Origin of the sequence: Mesorhizobium sp. B2-3-12, assembly GCF_006442205.1 — a bacterium.
In the GTDB taxonomy this organism is placed as follows: Bacteria; Pseudomonadota; Alphaproteobacteria; order Rhizobiales; family Rhizobiaceae; genus Mesorhizobium.
On sequence record NZ_VFVR01000001.1, the window covers coordinates 443,094 to 466,288 of the forward strand.

A 23,195-nucleotide genomic window follows, 5' to 3' on the forward strand; every position below is an offset into this window, starting at 1 on the left:
TACCGACCGGACATCGAGGGGGAATTTGAGTTTGAAATCAGCAGGATGGAGCCTCGCAAAGGGAGAACGCCGCGCCATTGTGGCAGCGCTCTGCTCGATGCTCCTGGCCTCCTGCACATCGGCTGGCGACCCGACAATGTCGGTTGGAATGCCCGGCTACAATGCTTCCGCGTCGAACATGAACGCCGCCTCCACCGGCAAGCCGCTCGCCGCCGCCGATTCGTCGTCGCAGGTGGCGACAGAGCAGACGACCGTGATGAGCGAAGCCGACACGGCGCTCCCCGAAAAGGTTGCCTACGTGCCGATGGCCAAGCCGCAGGCTGTCTTCCCGCTCACCACGCCGGCCGGCGCTGAAACGATCGTGGGACAGACGCCGCAGGCCTTGCAACAACCAGTACAGACGGCGCAGCAGACCGACGCGGTTGCCCAGAAGATCGCCGCCGCGGATGCCGCCGCGATCGCACCGAGGCCGGCAGCCGCACCGGTGATGAACAACCCCGTCTATGTGACCGCTGGCGAGGCGCCGCAAGCCGACGCCCCGAGGAAAAAAGGCTTCCTGGCATCGATGTTCGGTGCCACCCCGGCTTCGGCGACGCCTGCCCCGCTGGTCAACACACGATCTGGCGAACAGCCGGTCGTGCAGGCCAAGCCTGCCCCGGCGGCGGCAAAGCCGATCATCACATTGGCCTCGGCCGATTCCACGGCAAAGCCGATACAACTGGCTTCGACCGGCGGTGACGATGCCGGTCACATCACGGGCAGCGACGCCTTGCCTGGCGTGCGCCAGACGGCCCTGTTCGAGATCAAGCGCAAATCCGGCCTCGACGACGAAAGCGACGTCGACCTCAACGAGGACGAAGGCTCGGGCGGCAGCTATCAGGTCGCGTCCGCCGCCGGCATGGCCCGCCTGGCGCCCAACGGCCTCTTGAAGCAGAATGAGAGCGTGGACGTCGCCTGCCTGAAGCCGTCGCTGGTGCGTGTGCTGAAGACGATCGAAGGCCACTACGGCCGCAAGATGATGGTGACCTCGGGCTATCGCGACCCGGCCCGCAACCGCCGCGCCAACGGTGCCAAGAATTCGCTGCACATGTACTGCGCCGCCGCCGACATCCAGGTGCCCGGCGTCTCCAAATGGGAGCTGGCGAACTACATCAGGACCATGCCCGGCCGCGGCGGCGTCGGAACCTATTGCCACACCGAATCGGTCCATGTCGACGTCGGCCCCGAGCGCGACTGGAACTGGCGCTGCCGCCGGCGCAGCGGCGGTGGCGACGGCTAGCGGCTGATTTGGCGGACCGAAAGCCTGTCGGCTAAGGGCGGCCAACTTCGTTATCCAACGGGCGGAGCAGGAGCGGAGCTCCGTGACGAAGCAACTGACGTCACCACAAATCGCCAAGCCCTGCCGCCCCTCGTGAAATCGCTGATTTGTCAGGTTGGAAAAAAGTTGTCCAAGGCGGCACCTGACGGGTTGCCGGTTGCGCACAACGTCAGTATAAGCCGCTTCGTCTGAGCGCGCCCATCGTCTAGCGGTTAGGACACCGCCCTTTCACGGCGGTAACAGGGGTTCGATTCCCCTTGGGCGTACCAGGCTTTTCAAGCACTTTGCCGAGAACCTTTTTTCCCACGTCCGATGCTTGGCCATGTCGCCCGAGAATCGGGCCGGGCTTGCGTCACCTGACCGCAAAAGCCCACGCCTGACCTAACTGCCAACCAGCGGCACGGTGACGGTTGTCGCGTAGTTGATCGGAAAGGCGCTGAAGTAGGGAAAATCGATGACGAAGGCGTAGGTCGCGGTCAGGTGCGCCATGCGAAAGCCGCCGCTTGCCGGATCGATGGCGATCGTGACGTTCACATCCTTCAGGCCCAGCGCCTGCAGTTTCTGCGTCGCGATCGATTGGATGTCGGCCTGGGTCAACGTATTTTGAAGTTGCAGTGATCGTGACGATGTCTCGAGCGTATAGCGAACGCTGGAGACGGCGTTCATCGACCAGCCGAAGGCGAAGATGCCGAACAACAGCATGACGAGAAAAGGCGCGATGAGCGCGAATTCCAACCCGGCCCCACCCGCCTGATCCCGCCTGAATGCGTTAGCTCGAGCAGGCCGTTGACGACGTCCTGAAGATACCTGTTTTGACGCAATTCCGGACGGAAAACCGCTGCGCGCTTTTCCCGGGATTGCTTTAGCGGACACGGATCACCTCCAGATGGCCGATGACGCTGGAACTGGAGAAGACACCGAAGGCGAAGGGCGGCACCCAGGTCGCCGATGCCTGAATCTGGACATAGACCGATGGCGCCTTCGGCCCGCTGCACAAGGTGGAAGCATCGACCACCGTCGTCCCGCACTTGTAAATCCGGCTTAGCGTGACCTGGCCATCCGGCGGTCGCTTCTCCCAGCTCGAAATGGCCACGCCCTGGGTCGCCGTATCATTGGTCGATCCCGCCATGATCAGGTTCGCGGCGGTTTTGACGCCGGCGCGCATCGACAGCGAGCTCGTCATGTAAGACCAGCCATCGATGATGCCGAGCAGCGCCACGCACAGGAAGGGCAGAACCATCGCGAACTCGACCGCCGCAACGCCCGCTCTATCGCTCAGGATCGGCACCGATCGGCGTTTCACAGGGCTACTCGACCAGCGCCACGGACTGCGCCGCCGGAATGTCGCGCATTCCGAGACTCGTGCAATCCTGGTTGATGGTTGTGCTGCCGGACCATTGAATCGTATTGGCGACGACCTGGGTGCAGCCGATGTTGCCCGAGAAATTGCCGAGATAACTCACTTGCTGCCTGGGGAAGTAGATGGCTCCGGTCAGCAGCGAATCCGCCGTGCCGTTGAATGTGCTGGACGCGCTGTTGCCGGTCCTGTCGCCGTAGAACAGCACACCGGAATAGGCACCGGAGGTCGGTGCGCTGAGCTTCACGGAGGCGGTGCCATTCATGCCGACGGTCGAACTGCCCGACATGAAGATGGTCACACCGCTGCCGACAATGGCCGCGTTGGCGTTAATCTTGAGATCGCCCTGAACGACATAGACGCCGGGCGAGAGGGTGACATTGCCCTTCAGCGACATGCCGTTGCAATAGGTGCCTGGGCTCAGCGTCGCCTTGTTGTCATTCTGGCAGGGATTCGATGCCGCCGGGGTCGGCAGGTCGGCAAATGGATCGGCGACAGGCAGCGCCTGCGTGATCGGCGCCGCGCAGATGGTCGTGACGGGGTTGCTGAGAGAGACACCGCCCGCCGATATCAGGCAATCGACCTGGAGGCTCGCCGAGCCCTGTAGCTTGATGGCGTCCGGCGCGATCGAATTGGACATTATCACGCAACCGGTGACCTTCACCGCGGTGTTGCCGGAAAACAGTGCGGCCTGCGAAGCGGTCGGATCGAGCGCGGTCATGCAGGCCTTCGAGGCATTGGTGATGAGGGCCACCGCCCTCGCCCGTTCGGGAACCTGAGTCTGCGTGAAGATCGCCGTGAACACGCGGTCGAGGTTCTGCTTGACGATGACCTCGACAGCTTTCTTCGCCGTGTTCGGCCCGGACGCCGGCGGCGTGTTGACGACGATCGTGCCCGCGCCAAGCCCGTTCGTCGCGGCCGACTGTGTTGCCGCCGCGATGACCGTTGGCTTGTCGGAACCAGAGATCTGCTCTAGCGCGCCGGCATAAGCCGCGGCATCGGCCGTGGCCTGCAGTCTCAGGCTGTTATAGTACCAGTAGGACGTCTCCACGCCGAAACCCGCCGCACCCACGACGATCGGCAGGCTGAGGGCGAAGATGGTGGCAACGTTTGCATTTCTGCTCCGGCATATGCCGGTCGCCGCGAGCCAAAATCGGGTGACGCAATTGAAAGCCATAACTTAAATTAGAAAGCATGCATATATGAACGAACGGCTAAAAAGTTCGGTTCATTTGTGCTCGCAGGCGCCATTGGCTTCAAACAGCGTCTTGGCCGATCGTCGCATGCTGACATCTTCGTGGGCAGGATCACTCCACCCGAGCGGCAAAGCGCGCGTGAAGCCGCTTGGCGCAATGCCAGAATAGGCCGGGGATGGGCGTCCAGCCCCGCCCGATCCACCTGCCTATCCGCTTCGGAATTTTGGAGGCCTCGCCCCGGAATCGAACCGAGGCTTCCGAGATTTGCAGTCTCTAGCGTAGCCGCTCCGCCACGAGGCCATACGTGCTTTGCTATCGGGCAGAAGTTTAAAGTCTCTTGATGTCGTGGGTAAAACTTTCAGCAACTCCCGATTGTGGAAAAGAGCCCGTCAAACGGCAGATACATGTCATGCAGGACTCGCTTGCCGGACGTGAATTGCATCTGGCTCCACAAGGGCTGCACGCCCTTGCTGGCTTCTCTTTTCCGTCGCTATCCTACCAGTTCACCTTGAAGCCGACATTGCCGCCATAGGTCTGCACGCCGTCGCCGAATTTGCCGTCGAAAGTGGCAAACATCGAGGTGTTGCTGTTCCAGTTCATCTTCAGGCCGGCATTGACGGCGACCGCGTCCTCGGCCGCCGCGGCGCCCTGAATCACGAAGGAATAGCCGGGCGCCGCCTGGAAGCTCGGCTTGACCGAGCGGTCGGGTTCGAACTCGTGCACCCATGCCGCACGACCCCAGGCCTGTAGCGACCGGTCACCGCCTGCGGCGATCGTCGTGTCGAGTTGCAAGCCGAGCGAGACCGGCAGCGAGGTGATGACGCGCTGGTTGAAACTGAGCCCCAGCGCGCCGCCGCCAAGCGACGTCTCGTCGAAGGCATCCATGGACAGGAACGAGAACTGGAGCGCGGCGAACGGCGTGATCGCGCCCTGGCCCACTTGCTGGCGCCAGCCGGCCTCCACATTGGTGCCAAAACCGGCGCTCAGGAAATTGCTGCGCCAGTTCTCCGTCGTGATCGCGGGCACGGGATCGAGCGGTGTGTCCGAGCCGGGTACCGAGGTCGCCCGATGGACATTGTTGTTGTAGAGGCCGAAGGCCAGTCCGCCATTGATGTAGAACTGATCCCATTTGCGCGCGACATAGGCGCCGGCCTGGGCGCCGATGATGTTGCCGGAGGTCTGGCGGTCGTCGACGGCGAAGGACGCCGCCGCGCCGCCCAGCGCAAAGCCCATCACCATGTCGGAGTCGCCGGTGGACTCCAGACCCGCCGCGAAGCTGCCACCCCTGTAGACATTTTCGGCACTGCCAACGACGGCATCGCCGCCGAGGTCACCGGCGTTGCCGCCGGCCGTTGCCCAGTAGCTCCAGCGCCGTTCGTCCGGCTGCATGGCTTTGAACGGATCCTTCTTCTTCGCCGCCGGCTCGTCATAGGCCTGCGGCTTGAGGGAATAATCCGTTGGATCGGTGCCGAGCCCGGTGCGCCAGAAATTCGCCTGCCGGTTCATCGAGGCCATGAATGTGTCATAGGCGTCGAACTGCGGCTGCTCGAAGCCAGAAACACCCTCGCCCGAGATCGAGTCGTAGACAGCGCCAAGCTGATCGAGCGTCGGGATATAGAACAGCGCAGCGGCGATCTTCTCGAAGGCCGGCGAGGTCAGATCCGTCTGGATGGCGTTGACGGCCCGGCCGACCGAGGTCTGGTTTTCGGTCAGGCCGGTGCGGGCGAAGTTGATATCGACATTGAGATAGAGATCGTCGAGGCCCTCATACACCAGCTTGTACAGAGCGACCGCGCTGGGGATCGAGTCGAGCACGAGCCCGCTGTCGGTGATGCCGCCATCGGCATGCAGGATCAGGTACTCCTCGGTGCCTGGCTTCGCGGCACCTGGTTCCATGATGTTGAGATTGACCTTGCCATCGAGGTCTGCCGTGCCGGTGATGTTGATCTGATCGGCTTGCGGGTCGAGATCGAGGTCGAGCAGGTAGGTGCCGATCCCCGACTGCGTCCAGTTCCCCGTGACGTAAGTCGTCAGGACATGGTCGAGGTCGCCCGGCGCGACATAGCCGTCATTGCTGAACTGGCCGGTCCCGCCGAGGTCGACGGTGTCGCCCATCCGGTAAATGGCGTCCTTCTCGTTGTTGAAGGCATTCTGGCCACCGCCGAGGGCAATCGAGCCCATCGTGTCCTTGAAATTGTTGTAGGTGTCGTTGCCGACGCCGCCGAGCATGGCATAGCCGTCGATCTTGCGCTCGCAGCCCGCGTCGACCCCGGGGATGCAACCGTCGGCCCCGGTGACCGCGCCGACGAAGCCGTTGTTGGTCAGCACATTGTCCCTGCCGTCCAGGTAGCTGACGCCGGCGCCGGTGCCCGAGCCGCCGATGATCATCACGTCCTTGGCGATGGTGACGTTGATGTCGCCATTGTCGGCGATGTCGCTGCCGCCGCCGGAGCTCTGCTCCATCAGCGCGGATGAGTTCTTGCCGGTGACATAGAGGTTGGCGGTCTGCTCGAACGTGACGTCGCCGCCCACACCGGCGCCGCCGGCGCTGCCCATGAACCCTTGCGGTGCCGGCGTCGAGAACGGGCTCACCATCAGGCTGGTTGCAGCCGGTGCCTGGTCGAGGCCGAGGAAATTACCGGAGAACCCACCAACGCCGCCGCCGCCGCCGACACTCTGGCCGAAGACGCCCACCGAATTGTCGCCGGTGATCAGCATGGCGACATTGCTGTTGATCGTCACCTTGCCGCCATCGCCGCTGCCGCCATTGACAGCCTCGATGATGCCATCGGTGCCGGCGGTCATCACGCCGCCGCCACCGCCGACCGACTGCGCGAAAATGCCGACCGAGCCATTGCCCTTCAACACGATCACGCCGGTGTTGGTGACGGTGACATCGCCGCCCTTGCCGGTCGCGCCGCTGTCGCCGCCGATGAACACCGGCGGGCCGATGGTCGCCGCGATCGCGGTGCCGCCGCTGCCGCCGCCACCGCCGACCGACTGCGCGAAGATCGCGACCGAATTGTCGCCGTCGAGCTGCATCTGGCCGTTGTTGACGACGGTGACCACGCCGCCGTCGCCGCCGGCGGAACCCTTGCCGCCCAGCGCCAGCGAGAAGCCGGGAACGCCGCCGGCCACCGAGTAGGTCGCCCCGCCATTGCCGCCGCCGCCGCCAACCGACTGCGCCATGATGCCGGTCGAGCCAAAGCCCTGGGTGTGGATGAAGCCGTCGCTGAAATTGGTGACGTTGACGTCGCCGCCCTTGCCGCTGGCACCACCGTCGCCGCCGATGCCGAATGTCAAGGCGCCAGGGCTGAGCGCCGCGGCAATGCTCATGGCGCCGTTGCCGCCACCGCCGCCGATCGATTCGGCGAAGATCGCCACCGAGGAAGCAGACACGGTCGTGATGTCGCCGTGGTTGTTGACGGTGACGACACCGCCGTCACCCGAACTGCCGCCATCGCCGCCGACGCCGACCGAAGTCGGCACGATGCTGGCGCCGATACCGCCGCCGCCCGAGCCGCCACCGGCGCCGACCGATTGCGCGAAGATGCCATGCGCGCCGATGCCCTCGACCGTGATCGTGCCATTGGCATTGTTGTTGACCGTGACCGCGCCGCCGCCGCCATTGCTGCCGGCCATGGTCCCGTTGCCAACATCGCCGCCCTTGCCGCCAACGGCGATGAAGCCGATCGCGCGGCCGCCCGAACCGCCGCCGCCGCCGATCGACTGCGCGTTGATACCATCAGCACCCGCGCCATAAGTGTGCAGGCTGTTGTTGTTGGTGACGGTGACGATGCCGCCGATGCCGGACGAGCCGCCGGCGCCGCCGATCGCGATCAAGGCCGGGATCGAGCCGGTGATGCCGCCATTCTTGCCGCCGCCCGAACCGCCGCCGCCGCCCACCGACTGCGCCTGGATGGCGTAGGAATCGATGCCGTGCGTCTCGATCATGGCGTCGTTGATGACATCCACTTGTCCGCCATTGCCACTTGAGCCGCCGGAGCCGCCGACGGCGATCGCACTGATGCCGAGCGAGCCGCCGGCGCCGCCGCCGCCGCCGATAGATTGCGCGAAAACGCCAACGGAATCATCGGCATGCGTAAGGATGCCGCCATAATTGTTGACCGTGACGTGGCCGCCTATACCACCGGCTTTCCCGGAACCTCCGAGCGACAGCAGGCCGCCGGCGCCGCCGCCGGTGCCGCCGCCGCCGCCGACCGACTGCGCGAAGATGCCGGCGGAATAGCCCTGCTCGGGATCGGCGCTCGGGGCGCCTTCGGCCGGAGGGGTTGGCGACGTGCCGTGCGTCTCGATGATGGCCGTGCCGGCCTGGCTGAGGTCGGTCTTGCCGTTGGTCACGGTGACCGAGCCGCCATTGCCGGCGGCCTTGCCCTGGCCCCCGATACCGACGGTGCCGAGCGCGCCGGCCTGGCCGTCGCCGCCATCGCCGCCGCCGCCGCCGATCGACTGCGCATGAATGCCATCCGACTTGGTGCCGAAGGTGGTGATCACGCTTTCATTGGCAACGATGACGGTTCCGCCATTGCCGCCGCCAGCGCCGTTGCCGCCAATGGCGACCGTGCCGGACCTGGTCAGGCTGCTGGTGCCGAGCGGCTTCAGCAGCAGCGTCGGATCGACCGGCACGTAAGGTATCGCGAAGAGGCCACCCGTTCCCACATAAGCGTCGCCACCGATGCCGCCGCCGCCGCCGATCGATTGTGCGACGATGCCGGACGACTTGTCGCCATGGGTGGTGATGAAATCATAATTGCCGACGTCGACGGTCTCGGCGTCGTTGCCGGTTCCACCGGCACCGCCGACGACGCCCTGAAGATTCCAGTTCGGCTTGCCGCCGGCCGGTTCGCAGACTTTCGGAAGGGTGCATTTCGCGCCAAGCTGCAGCGAGATCGAATTGGCGCGGCCGCCGGTGCCGCCGCCGCCGCCGATCGATTGCGCCAGAATGCCGAAAGCGCCCACGCCGCTGGTTTCGATGCCGCCATACTGCCTGATGGTGACGTTGCCGCCCTTGTTGCCGTCGCCGGCCGCGCCGCCGACCGCGACACTGACGTTGACCTGCGTGCCCGCATTGTTGCCGTTGAGGCCGAGCACGCCGGTGATGGCGTTGCCGCCGGAACCGCCGCCGCCGCCGACCGACTGCGCGAAGATGCCGTAAGCGCCATCGCCATTGGTCGTGGTCTGGCCCGCCGCGAGCAGGCCGGTCTGCAACAGGCCGTGATTGGTCACGAAAACGTCGCCGGCAAAACCGGCGTCTCCGCCGAAGCCGCCGACCGTGACGCCGGCGTTGAAATTGGTTCCCGTGCCCAGCGAGCCGATCACGGCCGAGACGGCCATGCCGCCATTGCCGCCGCCGCCGCCGATCGACTGTGCCTGGATGGCATGGGATTCGATGCCATAGGTCGAGATCGCACCCGTATTGTCGATCGTCACCTTGCCGCTGTTGGTACCGGCGCCGCCGAAGCCGCCGACGCTGGCCGACAAGGTCTTGGCGTCGGTGCCGGCAATCACGCCGGAGATCGCCATGCCGCCATTGCCGCCGCTGCCGCCGACCGACTGTGCGAAGAGGCCGACGGACTGGTCGCCGGTTGTGACGGTCGAGCCGTGCCGCGTCAGCAGCACCTCGCCGCCCGTACCGCCGCCACCGCCCTCGCCGCCGACCGCGGCGGTGATCTGGTTGCCGCCCTCACCGAGGTTGAGAGCCGCCGCCACGCTGAGCCCGCCAGTGCCGCCGCCGCCGCCGACCGACTGCGCCAGCACGCCAAAGGCCTTGTCGCCGCCGGTCTGGATGATGCCGGTTGAATCGACCGTGACCTTCTCGGCATCGCCGCCGGAACCGGCCCCGCCACCGAGCGATACCGAAACCGCGCCGTTTTTGCCCGGGTTCTTGCCGAGCGAGCCCTTGATGGTCGCGGCAAAGGAGAAGCCGCCATTGCCACCGCCACCGCCGACCGACTGTGCCAGGATGCCGTTCGCGCCGTTGCCTTCGGTCAGGATGTTATCGACCGAAGTGACATTGACGGTCTTGCCGTCGCCGGAGCCCGCACCTGAACCGCCGACCGACACGGCGATCGCGGCCTTGGCATTCTGGCCGGTGACTGAGATGGCGCCCGAGAAACCGCCATCGCCACCACCGCCGCCGACCGACTGCGCGAAGATGCCGTTGGAATCGCCGCCCACGGTGTGGACAGTTGCGTTGTTGTCGGCGAGGGTGGTGCCGACATTGCTGTTGACGATGACGGCACCGCCATCCTGGCCGGTGCCACCGTTGCCGCCGACGCTGACAGCGGCGCCGCCGGCGCCGTCGACGACCATCTCCCCGGAAATGGCAAAACCACCTGTGCCGCCGCCGCCGCCGATGGACTGCGCCAGGATGCCGTTCGCCTTGTCGCCGGTCGTGTCGATCGTGCCGGTATTGTTGACGGTTACCAGTTTGGAAGTGCCGCCCTTGGCGCCGCTGCCGCCGACAGAAACGGCCGCGGCCGCCTGCTGCGCGGAGCCGGCGATGGTCACCGCCGCGCCGCCATTGCCGCCGCCGCCGCCCACCGATTGCGCCAGGATGCCGTTCGAACCGTTCTTTAGGGTAACGATATTGCCGGTCGAGGTTACGGTGACCGTATCGGCATTGCCGCCGCCGGCGCCCGAACCCCCGACACCGACGCCCACCGCGCCCTGACCCGCGGTGATCGCAAGCGCGCCCGAGAACCCGCCATTGCCGCCGCCACCGCCGATCGACTGCGCCAGGATGCCGTCGGCCTTCAAACCTTCGGTCCTGAGATCGCCGGTCGAGGTGACCGTTACCGATTTGGCGTCGCCGCCATTGTCGCCCGAGCCGCCGACCCCGACGGCCAGGCTGCCCGCACCCCGGCCGGTCAGCGTGCCGGCCACGGCGCCACCGCCATTGCCGCCGCCGCCGCCGACCGATTGGGCGAAGATCGCATGCGAGCCGTCGCCATCGGTCTCGATGCTGCCATGACTGGTGACGGTGACGGCCTCGGCGGCGCCGCCGCTCGAGCCGGAGCCGCCGACCGCGACGCTTGCTGCCATGGCGTTGCTGCCTGACAGCGCGATGGCGAAACCGCCATTGCCGCCGCCGCCGCCCACCGATTGCGCCAGTATGCCGAAAGAATCTTTTCCTTGCGTCAGGATGTTGTTGTAGCTGGTGACGGTGACCGTATCGGCATTCGAGCCTGATCCGGCGCCGCCGCCGATGCTGACACCCAGCCCGCCGCCGCCAAGGCCGACGCCGAGGCTGCCGGCGAAGCCGCCCGAACCGCCGCCGCCGCCCACCGACTGTGCGAAGATGCCGGAAGAATTGTCGCCCTGGGTCCAGATCGAAACGGTGTTTGATGGTGGCGCCTGCAGCACCGGCAGGCCGTTGCCGTCGACGAGGCTGTAGCTGTTGACGACCACCTTGCCGGCGGTCGAGCCGGTCGCGCCCTTGCCGCCGACGCCGACGCCGATGCCGGCATTGCCTGTCGTCGCCGAGCCCGCGATGGCAAAGCCGCCATTGCCGCCGCCGCCGCCGATCGACTGCGCCAGGATGCCGTTGGAGAACTTGCCGGTCGTTGTGATCGTACCGGTGCTCGTCACCGTCACGTCCTTGCCGATGCCGCCGACGCCGCCCTTGCCGCCAATGGCGACAGCCGCCGTAGCCGCGTCAGGATCGCCGATCGCGCCCGAGACGGCGACCGCAAAGCCGCCATTGCCGCCGCCGCCGCCGATCGATTGGGCGATGATGCCGGAGGAATTGTCAAAATTCGTCGAGATGTTGCCGGTACTCGTCACCTTGACGATGTCGGCGGCGCCACCGCCGGCGCCGTTACCGCCAAGCGAGACGCCGATAGCGATCGACTTGCCGCCGCCGAGCGATCCGGCAAAGCCGCCATTGCCTCCACCGCCGCCAACCGACTGCGCCAGGATGCCGGCGGCACCCGTGCCGCGCACGTCTCCAGCTGTGAAGCCTGCGCCAGTCGAAATATTGCCGGTCGATATGACCGTGACGTCGAGACCGGCGCCCGCCGCGCCGCCCTTACCGCCAAGGCCAACGGCAATGCCCGCATCCAGACCTAGAGCCAGCGACACGGTCGAGCCGCCATTGCCGCCGCCGCCGCCCACCGACTGCGCCAGGATGCCGATCGACTGGTCGCCATAGGTGGTGATGTTACCGGTCGAGGTGACCTTGACCGTCTTGGCGCTGCCGCCGCCGGCACCATTGCCGCCGAGGCCGACCGCTGCTGCCACACCCTGCAGCGTGATCGCGCCGGAACCGGCAAAGCCGCCATTGCCGCCGCCGCCGCCCACAGACTGAGCCATGATGCCGATCGACTGGTCGCCATGCGTTTGGATGTTGCCGGTCGAGGTCACGGTGACCGCGCCGGCGAGCTGGCCGGTGCCGCCGCTGCCGCCGATCGCCACCGAGGCGCCGAACGCGCCGGTGGTGAACGTGCCGGCGACGCTGAAGCCGCCATTGCCGCCGCCGCCGCCGATCGACTGTGCCAGAATGCCGTCAGCCTGTTTGCCGTTTGTAGCGATGTTGCCGTAGCTGGTGACGAAAACATCCTTGCCGACGCCGCCCGTGGCGCCGCTGCCGCCGATCGATACCGCCGCCGCGCCGCCGGCGCCCTCGTAGGAGCCAGAGCCACTCACCGTCACGGCAAAGCCGCCATTGCCGCCACCGCCGCCGATCGACTGCGCCAGGATGCCGGTCGATCCGTCGTCGATGGTCAGGATGCTGTTTTGCGTGACGACATTGCCGACTTTCTTGCCATTGTTGACGGTCGCCGTGCCGGCATCGCCACCGCCACCGCCCTTGCCGCCAAGGTTGACGCCGACGGCGGCCACGCCGCCAAGTGTCAGACTGCCGGAGAAGCCGCCATTGCCGCCGCCGCCGCCGATGCTTTCAGCCTGAACGCCGACGGCGTTCTTGCCTTCGGTGACCAGGTTCCAGGTGCCGGCATAAGCGGCCATGGTGACCGCATGGTTGGCGCCGTCGGCGTTGACGATGACGTTACCAGCGTTGCTGCCGTCGGCGCCGGCCCCGCCAAGGCCGACGCTTGCCGCGCCGACGCCAATTGCCGCCGAGACCGTAAAGCCGCCATTGCCGCCGCCACCGCCGATCGATTGCGCCAGGATGCCGGTCGAGTTCTCGCCCTTGGTATGGATCGAGCCGGAGCTGCCGACGATGACATCCGCACCGGCACCGCCACCGGCGCCTTGGCCGCCGATGTTGACCGCGATACCGATCCCGCCGATCGCACCGCCGATCGAATAGCCACCGTTGCCACCGCCGCCGCCGACCGATTGCGCGACGAGGCCGGCGGCATTGTCGCCAGATGTCGAAATGTCGCTCAGGCTCGACACTGTAACGAGCTTCGATGCCCCGCCCTTCCCGCCATTGCCGCCGATGCCGATCGCCGCCGCGAACGTTCCCGTGGCATTGACCGCGACCGCGATCGCCGCGCCGCCATTGCCACCCGTGCCACCGATCGATTGCGCGAAGATGCCGCGCGAGCCGTCGCCGTAGGTCGTCAGCGAGCCGGCGGTCTCCACCGTCACCGTGTTGCCGTCACTGGCATTGCCGGCCGCTCCGCCCATGGCAAGGGCAAGGGGGCCGATCGCGCCCGAAACCGCAAAGCCGCCATTGCCGCCACCGCCACCGATCGACTGCGCGAACACAGCGTCGGACTGGTCGCCATGGGTGATGATGGAATAGGCGGTGTCGCTGGCGTCCCGCAGCACCTCGACGGCGCCGGACGTACCACCGCTGCCGCCAGCGCCACCAAGGGCCACGCTGAAGCCGAGGCCGCCGGAGAAGGCGCCGCCGCCATTGCCGCCGCCGCCGCCGACCGATTGCGCGAAGATGCCGGCCGAATTGACCGCCGCCGTGCTGTCGAAGATCGCGTTCTTGCCGGTCTCGATATCACCGGCATTGGTGACTGTCACGCGGGCGCCATTACCGCCGGCGCCACCCTTGCCGCCAGCAGAGAACAGGCCGCCGGACGTACCGCCATTGCCGCCACCACCACCGACAGACTGCGCGAAGATGCCGGCCGACTGCTTGCCGTCGGTGTCGATGGAACCGGCGGCGGTGTTCGTCACTTCGACGATGCCGCCATTGGTGGTCGAGGCGCCGTTGCCGCCTAGCGACACGAGACCGCCCGAATTGCCGCCATTGCCGCCGCCGCCACCGATCGACTGGGCAAGGATGCCGTTCGATTCCTGGCCGTGGGTGACGATCGCGCCCGAATTGGTGACTCCGACGGTCACGACATTGGCCGGACCGCCATTGCCGCCGAGACTGCCGCTGCCACCCGAGGCGAACAGGCCGAAATTCGAACCGCCGTCGCCGCCGCCACCGCCGATTGTCTGGGCGAGGATGCCTTGCGAATTGTTGCCCCAAGTGGTGATGGCGGCATTGTTGGTGACCTGGACGATGCCGCCATTGCCGCCATTGCCGCCGCTACCGCCGGAAGAAGAGAAGAGGCCGAAACCGCCGGCGCTGCCGCCGCCGCCGCCGCCGATCGATTGCGCGACGATGCCATGCGAATAGATACCGTGGGTGACGATCGTCGTGCCGACGCCGGTGAAGACGTTGGCGTTGCCGCCGCTGCCAGCCGGACTGCCGCCGCCGGGGTTGAAGACCAGGCCGCCGCCACCGCCGCCATTGCCGCCATGACCGCCCTGGCTGATAGCGACGACACCAGCGGAGTAGTTACCGAAGGTCTCGACGCTGCCGCCATTGAAGTTGGCCGTAGCCGTGCCACCACTGCCACCCAAGCCACCGTCGCCGGCATTGCCCGAGATGCCCTTGGCGTCGCCGCCGTCGCCGCCATCGCCAGCAACGCTGCTCGCAACGATGCCCGCGTTGGGACATGCCGTTGGCAATACGCAATTGTTGCTCGTCTGGACGGCTCCGGTGACGTTGACCGTAACACTACCGCCATCGGCGCCGTCGTGACCGTCGCCGCCGTTGGAAAAGACGTAGCCATTGCTGCCATTGCCGCCGCGGCTGCCGCTTGAGGACCCAAGCACGCCGATGGTGCCGTTCGCGATCACCGCGCCGCTGCCGGATGTATTGGTGCTGGCCGCAGGCTGGTTGTAGTTGACCGTAAGTGTCGGACCGGAATTGCCAGATGGTCCACCTGCCGCTGTCGCGGGCGGCGCGACGCAATCGGGCCCAGCGCACGACTCGGCGGTAGCGGGATGCCCGTTGCTGGCAGGCGTCGCCGGCGTGATCGTGCACCGCGCTGGATCATTGCTGCTGCAGGTGTAGTGCTGCACACCCGCACTTGGGTCAGCGGGGGCAGCGCCTGTCCCAGTCAACGATATCCGGCTGGGATCGATCGTCAGCGTATTGACGTTGAGCGTCGTGACGCCTGGCGCGGTATAGCTGATGTCGGCATTTGGCGCGCCTGTGCAGTTCTCGACATTGCCACTGGCCGCAACACAAGCCGCCTTGGCGGAACCGGTCGGACCAATGAACAGCATCGCCGCCATGACCAAGGTCACGGCAGTTGCCGCCACGAAGCCGGAAATACCGAGACATCGAGGTTTCAGCCATGCTGAAACACCACGCGACCCGACCGCACTCTCCCGAAGAGCCATCGCCATCCCCCCGACCCGCGCCCAACCCGGAACGAATCATCCCTTGCTAATGCAACCTATCAGATCGCAGCCACGGCCGGGTATTCTCAAGAATAGATATGAGGTAATTTAGATACTCTGTTGCCGTTTAGACACAGAAATCGCAGCAACCGTCGGGTGGTTACGTATTGTTGGGAAGTAGCACAAGACTATGGAATAAAATCTGCTTCAAGCAGAAAGAACTGGCGCCGGTTCAGCAACCGACCCGGCCGACAATTCTCTTTGTACAGCAAGGAAAAACCTGCGTACTTCGTCACTGGCCGTAGCCCTGTCTCTGCCCGATCCTATGATCCGATCAAGCAGCTCCGCCGCCTTGGCCCTCCAGAACGATGTGGCCTTCTCGCCGTTTAGACTACCGAGCGTAGCGGCCACTTCCCTGACCAAGAATAGCTGACGATCGATCGGGAACGCACGGACTTTTTCTGGGGACATCTTCCGAACCATGAAACTGACGCAACGAATCAACCATTGCCGAACAAGCAATGGCTAACCGCGAAGGTGGAAACGGAAGCTTAACGAGGCGAGCCGAAGCATCGCCGCGCGTGACATTGTCATGCGCGGTGGAAGATGAGCTGGTCACCCGGGGATTCGAAGCCGCCTCAGGCCTGCAGCGGTCTCGCCTCGCCGCCGCGCTTACGCGGCGCCATCATGTCGCCGGCCATCAATCCGGTGACGCGGCAGAACGCCATGAACGCCCGGCAGGCGTCTTCGGTCTCGACCACGTCCACCGTGGCGCCAAAACAGGCATTGAAGGCTTTCTGATACACCGGGCCCTGCCGGCGCGCTGGCCAGTCCTGCAGAAAATCGAGCGCCTGCTCGACGCTGTAGATTTCCTCGACCGGCAAGCCGGAACCTGGTGCGATGCGCACCGGTACCTCGAATTGCAATCTGTCCATCCAACATCTCCCGAACTGGCGTCGCCCAAGCAACGCCGTTCGTCGTCAAAAGTTGCTTTATCCGTTTGTGCCACGAAAATGTGTCGTCACTGCGGAAGCAGCCGCTTTTGCTGCAGCCGGCCAGGGAAAGCCCTGCCGGCGCAGCCGGCCCGGCAAGGCTTTCCGGCGCACCAGGCAGCGACTACTGGTTGGCCGGGTCGGTCTCCGCGTCGAAGGCCATGGGCACCACCATCAGCAAGACATAGGCCGACGGCAAGGCGAACAGCGCGCCAAGGACGAGCGCTCCGGTTGGGTTCGGCAAGCGAATATCCGGGCGGCGGGAGCCGCACCAGGCAGTTCTTCCTTGAACCTTTCGCCGCCAGGTGCCAAATCTGGTGGCATATTCGCGCCAGCACTCCCGCGACGCGTCATCTTCTATACGGACAAAATGGTCACCTATCTCGACGCCGCCACGGCACCGCTCAGAAACACCGGCCAGATCCGCCTCTATGGCGAGGAAGGCTTTGCCGGCATGCGCAAGGCATGCGACCTCACCGCGCGCTGCCTTGACGAGCTGGCGCCGATGGTCGGTCCCGGCGTCACCACCGACACGATCGACCGTTTCGTCTTCGAGTTCGGCATGGATCACGGCGCACTGCCGGCCACGCTCAACTATCGCGGCTACACGAAATCGTCCTGCACCTCGATCAACCATGTGGTCTGTCACGGCATTCCCGACAACAAACCGCTGAAGGATGGCGATATCGTCAACATCGACGTGACCTACATCCTCGACGGCTGGCACGGCGATTCCTCGCGCATGTATCCGGTCGGCACGATCAAGCGCGCCGCCGAACGCTTGCTCGAGGTCACCCATGAATGCCTGATGCGCGGCATCGCCGCGGTCAGGCCGGGCGCGCGCACCGGCGCCATCGGCGCTGCCATCCAGACCTACGCCGAAGCAGAGCGCTGCTCGGTGGTGCGCGATTTCTGCGGTCACGGCGTCGGCCAGCTGTTCCACGACGCGCCCAACATCCTGCACTACGGCAGCGCCAATGAAGGCGTGGAAATGCGCCCCGGCATGATCTTCACAATCGAGCCGATGATCAATCTCGGCAGGCCGCATGTGAAGGTGCTGTCGGATGGCTGGACGGCGGTGACGCGCGATCGCTCGCTGTCGGCGCAATACGAGCACACGGTCGGCGTGACCGACACCGGCTGCGAGATTTTCACCCTGTCGCCCAAAAAGCTCGACCGCCCCGGCCTGCCAGCCTAGGAGCCCGTGGCCCTCAATCGCCTGTTCTGTTTCGCGCCTATTTCCAGTGTTGGCGTGGCCGCCAGTCCTCGTCCTCGTCCTGGTCTCGGAACCAGCGCATTATTTCCCGGCAACTGCGCGGACGGCCATCGCTGACCCTGCCATCCGTGCAGGGATCGTAGCGTTCGCGCGCGTAGTTCCGGTGCCTTTCCCGATAACGCTCGCGGTGATCCAGCATGCGCAGGATCTCGCGGCAATCATGCGGCCTCCCGTCGTTGTAACGGCCGTCAGTGCAGGGATCATCGCATTGGATGACATGGATCGGAAAGTGCTGATCCGGGCGGCTAACGGCGGGTCCGGCATCGATCATCGGGGCAGCCATTGCCGGGGCGAAGCCAAGAAGCAGCCTGGCGGACAGCAGGATACGAATGAGCCTGGGCATCTTGGTTGTCTCCTAATGTGGCGTTGTCAGTGACGACACCGAGAGCTTGCACGTGCCCCATTGCCGCAACATTGTATCGAAGGTGGAGGCTACTCATTCCCTGCCGCCGACTGGGAGCGGCCCCGGCCTCTTGACGGTTATTGCTTGATTGGCAGCGCCGAAAAGACCTCGACCGCCCCCGCCCGCCGTCCTAGTATTTCGTGGGGATCAGCGGTCATTGCTCGGCTGCGGGATGGATATGGGCGGTACATGGCGGGACAAGGCGACGACGACGAGCGGAGTTTCTTCTCCGAAGTGCCGGTCCGGCAAGCCGCGAAGGCAAAGCCCGCCCCAGCCGAAAAGCCGCATTATCTCGGCCATCGCGATCGTCTGCGCGAGCGCTTTGCGTCGGCCGGTCCGGATGCCTTGCCCGACTATGAGCTTCTGGAACTCCTGCTCTTCCGCCTGATCCCGCGCGCCGACACCAAACCGGTCGCCAAGGCGCTGCTGGCCCGCTTCGGCACCTTGGCCGAAGTGCTCGGCGCGCCCGTTGGCCTTCTGCGGGAGATCAAGGGCATCGGTCCGGTGGTGGCGTTCGACCTGAAGGTGGTTGCGGCAACGGCACAGCGCATGGCGCGCGGCGAGGTTCAAGGCCGCGAGGTCCTGGCCTCATGGCAGCAGCTTCTCGACTATTGCCGCTCGGCCATGGCGTTCGAGGCGCGCGAGCAGTTCCGCATCCTGTTCCTGGACAAGAAGAACGCACTGATATCGGACGAGGTGCAGCAGACAGGCACGGTCGATCACACGCCGGTCTATCCCCGGGAGGTGGTCAAGCGCGCGCTCGAACTGTCGGCGACAGCGATCATCCTGGTCCACAATCATCCCTCGGGCGACCCGACGCCGTCGCGCGCCGATATCGAGATGACGAAAGAGATCATCGAAGCCGCCAAGCGGCTGGGCATTTCCGTGCACGACCACATCATCATCGGGCGGAAAGGATACGCCAGCATGAAGGGCCTGCTGCTGATCTAGATCCAGGGTCCCGCCACGGCGGGTGACGTCTTGGCCGGAATTTGAAAATCGTTCAATCTTGGAAAGGACGATCCCGATATCGCTTGTTTTGCGGATCAATCTTCCACAGAGGAAGCGGCGCATCCAGTTTTTTGAAAGATGATTTCGTTGAGGGCAGGCATTTCCGCTGTTACGGTTTGAAACGCTTCAATTGGATGACGCAGTTGCAACGCAAGCGCCCGACCATAGCGGATGTCGCACGAACGGCCGGTGTCTCCATCGGCACGGTTTCGAACTTCATCAATGGCACAGCCGGGCTGAAGGACGGCACGCGGGACCGCATCGAGAAGGCGATCGCCGCCTTGATGTACCGGCCGAGTTCCTTTGCACGCTCCCTGCCCGGCCGCCCGCCGCAGCGGCTGAAGAATCTCGACCATTTGCCGAGGCTTCTGGTGGCGGGCCGGGTGAGCGTCGACTTCCTGTGCCGCGTCGATGTGCTGCCGCATCGCGACGACCGGATCACGGCAAGCCATATCGAAAAAGCGCTGGGCGGCCCCGCGGCCAACCTTGCGGTTGCCGCCGCGGGCGTCGGGGCGCCTTATGCGCTCGACGTGGAACTGGCGACGGCGGTCGGCCAGGACGCGGAGAGCGACTGGGCGCTTGGCGCGCTTTCGAAACTGGGCGTCCACGCCTTGCCGATCCGCAGCACGCCCAACAACCGGCTTTCGCAGGCGATCGTCATCATCGAACGCAACGGCAGCCGCACCATCATCAGCGAACCGTTCGAACTGGGCGAAGTCGACCTGACCGCCAATCTGGAGATCAAACCCGAGCTACGCCCGGCCTGCCTGCACATCGAAGGCTTTCATTATGACACGATGACCGCCTCCATCGAGCGCTTTCATCAAGCCGGATGGAAAGTGAGCCTGCATTCCGCCGGCCTGCCCAGGAGCGCGCGGACGCCCGAAGTCTTTGCGCGGATGATCAGGCAGATCGACCTGACCTTCATCAACGACGTCATGATGCGCGAGATTTTCGGCTTTCGCACCGGTGTGGCGACCATGATCGAAGAGGTGCGGCTGATCCTGTCGCGCGTCAAGCCGCGGGGAACGGTCGTGCTCACCCTTGGCGAGTTCGGCGCGGTCGTCTTTCCGTCGACGGGCGGACCGCGTATCGAGGTCCCGGCGCTGCCCGTCAACCGGGTCGACGCGACCGGTGCCGGCGACAGCTTCGCCGGCATCTTCCTCAGTCTGTGGCTGCATGGCGCATCGCTGGAAACAGCGGCCCGCTACGCGGCGATCGGCGCCAGCCTGACGACCACCGTCGAGGGCGCTCAAGGGTACATCGCCGACTTCACGACATTGAAAGCCGCCGCGTTGGCGAATGACGTGATGGCAAGCTAAGTCAATACCTTACCGGGATGAAAGCATCCCCACACCAGGCAATATCGGGAGAAACATGATCATGGCGAAAGCGAAAGTCCTTCTGGTCGGCGAGAGCTGGATGAGTTCGGCCACCCACTACAAGGGTTTCGACCAGTTCGGCAGCGTCACCTTCCATCTCGGCGCGACACCTTTGGTCAACGCCCTGAAGGACAGCGAATTCGATCTCGAATACATGCCGGCCCACGAAGCCGTCGAAAAGCTGCCTTTCACCATGGAAGGCCTGTCGCAATACAGGGCGATCATCCTGTCCGATATCGGCGCGAATTCGCTGCTGCTGCATCCTGACGTCTGGCTGCACGGCAAGACCGTTCCCAACCGGCTCAAGCTTCTTCGAGACTGGACGCAAGCCGGCGGTGGGCTGGTCATGATCGGCGGCTATTTCAGCTTCCAGGGCATTGACGGCAAAGCCCGCTGGCATCGCACGGCCGTCGAGGATGCGCTGCCGGTAACCTGCCTTCCCAATGACGACCGGCTCGAAATCCCGGAGGGCTTCCGGCCCGAGATCACCGGCCCCAGGGATCATCCGCTGTTTGCCGGCATCGACGGCGAATGGCCCATTCTTCTCGGCGCCAACGAGGTCGTTACCCGCGACCGGGATGATGTCGAGGTGCTGGCGCGGTTGCCGCGGGACCAGGGCGGTCATCCGCTTCTGGTTACCGGGCGCCATGGCGAGGGGCGCACGCTGGTCTGGACGTCGGATATCGGGCCGCACTGGCTGCCGAACAGTTTCGTCGAATGGCCTGGCTATGCCAGGCTTTGGACCAATGTGCTGCGCTGGGTGAGCAAGACCATCTAGCCACTCAATCCGATCAGCAACCGCTGGGAAACCGCCATGACAGCCCCGTTTCTTGTCGCCAGGAACATCGCCAAGCGCTTCGGCGCGCTGACCGCGCTCGCCAATGTCGACCTGGAAGTCCGCTCCGGCGAAGTGCTGGCGCTGCTCGGCGACAATGGCGCGGGCAAATCGACCTTCATCAAGATCCTGGCGGGCGCCCATCCGCCGAGCGAGGGCGAGATCATCATCGAAGGCAGTCCGGTGGCCTTCTCCTCGCCCAAGGATGCGGCCGCATCGGGAATCGCGACGATTTTCCAGGAATTGGCGCTTTCCGAGAACCTGTCGATCGCCGAGAACGTCTTTCTCGGCCGTGAATTGAAACGCTCCATTTTGGGCATCCCCTTTCTGAAGCGGAGAGAAATGCGCCAGCGCGTCGATGGGCTGCTGCAGGAACTCGACGCCCATATTTCCGACCCCGAAGCGCCGGTCGGCAGCCTGTCGGGCGGCCAGCGCCAAGCCGTCGCCATCTGCCGTGCGCTCAATCTGAACGCCAAACTGGTCATCATGGACGAACCCACGGCAGCCCTTGCCGTCGCCGAGACCCGCAAGGTGCTGGCGCTGACGCGGCGGCTTGCCGCGCGCGGCTGCGCCGTCGTCCTCATCAGCCACAACATTTCGGAAGTGTTCGAAGTCGCCGACCGCATCGTCGTCTTCCGACGCGGCCGCAAGGTGGCCGAACGGCTGGCCGCCGAGACCAATCACGAGGAAGTCGTATCGCTCATAACAGGCGCCCATCCCGACGTGCGGGCGCTCGAAAAAACAAACTGAAACGCACGTCATTCCAGAGAGGATCAAAACCACAATGCTTTCACATCTAAGGAAAGTGCTCGCCGCCTCGGCATTGTCGCTCGCCGTTGCCACGGCGGCGCATGCGGCCGACAAGCACAAGGTCGCCTTCGTCCCGCAGCTGATCGGCATTCCCTATTTCAACGCCATGGAAGCCGGCGGCAATCGCGCCGCCAAGGATCTCGGTGTCGACTTCATCTATTCCGGCCCTGTCGACACCAATCCGGTCGATCAGTTGCAGATCGTGCAGAACCTGATCGACCAGGGCGTCGAAGCGATCTCGGTCAGCGTGCTCGATGCCTCCAGCATCGCTCCCGTGGTCGAGAGCGCCAAGGCCAAGGGCATAAAACTGTTCACCAGCGACAGCGACGCGCCCGACAGCGGCCGCGCGGTCTATGTGGCCCAGGCTACCGACGAAGGCCTCGGCACGACGATCATCGACGAACTCGTCAAGCGCGTCGGCGAGGACGCGACGATAGGCATCGTCTCGGGCGAAGCCACGGCATCCAATTTGAACGCCTGGATCGGCTTCATGCAGAAGGAGGCAACCGCCAAATATCCGAAGCTGAAGCTGCTTGCTCCGCAATTTGCCGGCGGCACTGCCGAGCGCGCCGCGCAGATCTCGGGCGACCTCATGGCCGCCAATCCCGACATCAAGGCCATCATCGCCGTTGCCTCCTCGACTTGCCCGGGCGTCGCCCAGGCGATCGAAACCGCGGGCAAGATCGGCTCGGTCATCGGCGCCGGCTATTGCAGCCCCAACACCGCGCGATCCTACCTGAAGAGCGGCGCCTTCAGCTTCACCGTGCTGTGGGATCCCGAACAGCTCGGCTACCTCACGGTCTGGGCCGGCAAGCAGCTGATCGATGGCAAGAGCCTCGAGGCCGAGAACAAGATCTCCGGCCTGGAAAAGCCCGCCACCTATGATGCCGCGAAGGGCATTCTCCTGCTCGGCCCGCCAGCCGTCTTCACCAAGGACAATGTCGACAAGTTCAACTTCTGAGCCCTGACATGAATACGGTGCGACGGTCT

14 protein-coding genes and 2 tRNA genes are annotated in these 23,195 nt (G+C 65.1%); 8 read left to right on the plus strand and 8 right to left on the minus strand.

Annotated features, from left to right (window positions below; genetic code table 11):
• The first annotated feature begins 25 nt into the window (after nt 1-25).
• Nucleotides 26-1,279, plus strand: coding sequence for a YcbK family protein (locus tag FJ948_RS02235; protein ID WP_140701580.1), 1,254 nt, complete (start codon nt 26-28; stop codon nt 1,277-1,279).
• A 233-nt stretch (nt 1,280-1,512) separates the two neighbouring features.
• Nucleotides 1,513-1,587: transfer RNA gene (locus FJ948_RS02240), tRNA-Glu, on the plus strand.
• A gap of 112 nt (nt 1,588-1,699) precedes the next feature.
• Here the strand turns inward: FJ948_RS02240 and FJ948_RS02245 are convergent.
• The 7 genes from FJ948_RS02245 to FJ948_RS02275 all read right to left on the minus strand — a co-directional run bounded on the left by FJ948_RS02245 (nt 1,700) and on the right by FJ948_RS02275 (nt 16,431).
• Nucleotides 1,700-2,053, minus strand: coding sequence for a TadE/TadG family type IV pilus assembly protein (locus tag FJ948_RS02245; protein WP_246677439.1), 354 nt, complete (start codon nt 2,051-2,053; stop codon nt 1,700-1,702).
• A 127-nt stretch (nt 2,054-2,180) separates the two neighbouring features.
• Nucleotides 2,181-2,621 carry a TadE/TadG family type IV pilus assembly protein gene (locus FJ948_RS02250; protein WP_181173536.1) on the minus strand — a complete coding sequence of 147 codons (441 nt, stop codon included), beginning with the start codon at nt 2,619-2,621 and terminating at the stop codon, nt 2,181-2,183.
• A 4-nt stretch (nt 2,622-2,625) separates the two neighbouring features.
• Nucleotides 2,626-3,852 (minus strand): pilus assembly protein TadG-related protein, encoded by a 1,227-nt coding sequence (locus tag FJ948_RS02255; protein ID WP_181173537.1) that lies wholly within the window; start codon nt 3,850-3,852, stop codon nt 2,626-2,628.
• A gap of 243 nt (nt 3,853-4,095) precedes the next feature.
• Nucleotides 4,096-4,171, minus strand: a tRNA-Cys gene (locus FJ948_RS02260).
• A 195-nt stretch (nt 4,172-4,366) separates the two neighbouring features.
• Nucleotides 4,367-15,400 (minus strand): hypothetical protein, encoded by an 11,034-nt coding sequence (locus tag FJ948_RS02265; RefSeq protein WP_140701581.1) that lies wholly within the window; start codon nt 15,398-15,400, stop codon nt 4,367-4,369.
• Nucleotides 15,401-15,703: 303 nt separating this feature from the next.
• Nucleotides 15,704-15,979 carry a DUF6074 family protein gene (locus FJ948_RS30480; RefSeq protein ID WP_318012760.1) on the minus strand — a complete coding sequence of 92 codons (276 nt, stop codon included), beginning with the start codon at nt 15,977-15,979 and terminating at the stop codon, nt 15,704-15,706.
• A gap of 155 nt (nt 15,980-16,134) precedes the next feature.
• Nucleotides 16,135-16,431: a DUF982 domain-containing protein gene (locus FJ948_RS02275; protein ID WP_140701583.1), complete on the minus strand. Its 297-nt coding sequence runs from the start codon at nt 16,429-16,431 to the stop codon at nt 16,135-16,137.
• A 427-nt stretch (nt 16,432-16,858) separates the two neighbouring features.
• Here FJ948_RS02275 and map point away from each other — a divergent pair, with 427 nt between their 5' ends.
• A complete protein-coding gene (gene map / locus FJ948_RS02280) occupies nt 16,859-17,686 on the plus strand; it encodes a type I methionyl aminopeptidase (RefSeq protein ID WP_140701584.1) in 828 nt (275 codons plus the stop codon).
• 37 nt (nt 17,687-17,723) lie between these two features.
• Here map and FJ948_RS02285 read toward each other — a convergent pair whose 3' ends face one another.
• Nucleotides 17,724-18,107: a hypothetical protein gene (locus FJ948_RS02285; RefSeq protein ID WP_140701585.1), complete on the minus strand. Its 384-nt coding sequence runs from the start codon at nt 18,105-18,107 to the stop codon at nt 17,724-17,726.
• Nucleotides 18,108-18,356: 249 nt separating this feature from the next.
• Between FJ948_RS02285 and radC the strand changes: the two genes are divergently transcribed.
• From radC to FJ948_RS02310, 5 genes are all read left to right on the plus strand, one after another.
• Complete coding sequence (gene radC / locus FJ948_RS02290; protein ID WP_140701586.1) at nt 18,357-19,118, plus strand: DNA repair protein RadC; 762 nt, start codon at nt 18,357-18,359, stop codon at nt 19,116-19,118.
• Between the two features lie 194 nt (nt 19,119-19,312).
• Nucleotides 19,313-20,500: a PfkB family carbohydrate kinase gene (locus FJ948_RS02295; RefSeq protein ID WP_140701587.1), complete on the plus strand. Its 1,188-nt coding sequence runs from the start codon at nt 19,313-19,315 to the stop codon at nt 20,498-20,500.
• A 61-nt stretch (nt 20,501-20,561) separates the two neighbouring features.
• Entirely contained in the window at nt 20,562-21,338 is a 777-nt protein-coding gene (locus FJ948_RS02300) for a glutamine amidotransferase (RefSeq protein WP_140701588.1), read from the plus strand.
• Between the two features lie 36 nt (nt 21,339-21,374).
• Nucleotides 21,375-22,145, plus strand: a complete 771-nt coding sequence (locus tag FJ948_RS02305; RefSeq protein WP_140701589.1) for an ATP-binding cassette domain-containing protein — start codon at nt 21,375-21,377, stop codon at nt 22,143-22,145.
• A 34-nt stretch (nt 22,146-22,179) separates the two neighbouring features.
• Nucleotides 22,180-23,166 (plus strand): autoinducer 2 ABC transporter substrate-binding protein, encoded by a 987-nt coding sequence (locus tag FJ948_RS02310; protein ID WP_140701590.1) that lies wholly within the window; start codon nt 22,180-22,182, stop codon nt 23,164-23,166.
• Nucleotides 23,167-23,195: the final 29 nt, after the last annotated feature.

What these genes read in the sequence shown, in the direction of transcription:
- FJ948_RS02255 (WP_181173537.1), bottom strand. Translation starts at nt 3,852, where the DNA reads ATGGCTTTCAATTGCGTCACCCGATTTTGGCTCGCGGCGACCGGCATA.
- FJ948_RS30480 (WP_318012760.1), bottom strand. Translation starts at nt 15,979, where the DNA reads ATGGTTCGGAAGATGTCCCCAGAAAAAGTCCGTGCGTTCCCGATCGAT.
- FJ948_RS02275 (WP_140701583.1), bottom strand. Translation starts at nt 16,431, where the DNA reads ATGGACAGATTGCAATTCGAGGTACCGGTGCGCATCGCACCAGGTTCC.
- map (WP_140701584.1), top strand. Translation starts at nt 16,859, where the DNA reads ATGGTCACCTATCTCGACGCCGCCACGGCACCGCTCAGAAACACCGGC.
- FJ948_RS02285 (WP_140701585.1), bottom strand. Translation starts at nt 18,107, where the DNA reads ATGCCCAGGCTCATTCGTATCCTGCTGTCCGCCAGGCTGCTTCTTGGC.
- radC (WP_140701586.1), top strand. Translation starts at nt 18,357, where the DNA reads ATGGCGGGACAAGGCGACGACGACGAGCGGAGTTTCTTCTCCGAAGTG.
- FJ948_RS02295 (WP_140701587.1), top strand. Translation starts at nt 19,313, where the DNA reads ATGACGCAGTTGCAACGCAAGCGCCCGACCATAGCGGATGTCGCACGA.
- FJ948_RS02300 (WP_140701588.1), top strand. Translation starts at nt 20,562, where the DNA reads ATGGCGAAAGCGAAAGTCCTTCTGGTCGGCGAGAGCTGGATGAGTTCG.
- FJ948_RS02305 (WP_140701589.1), top strand. Translation starts at nt 21,375, where the DNA reads ATGACAGCCCCGTTTCTTGTCGCCAGGAACATCGCCAAGCGCTTCGGC.
- FJ948_RS02310 (WP_140701590.1), top strand. Translation starts at nt 22,180, where the DNA reads ATGCTTTCACATCTAAGGAAAGTGCTCGCCGCCTCGGCATTGTCGCTC.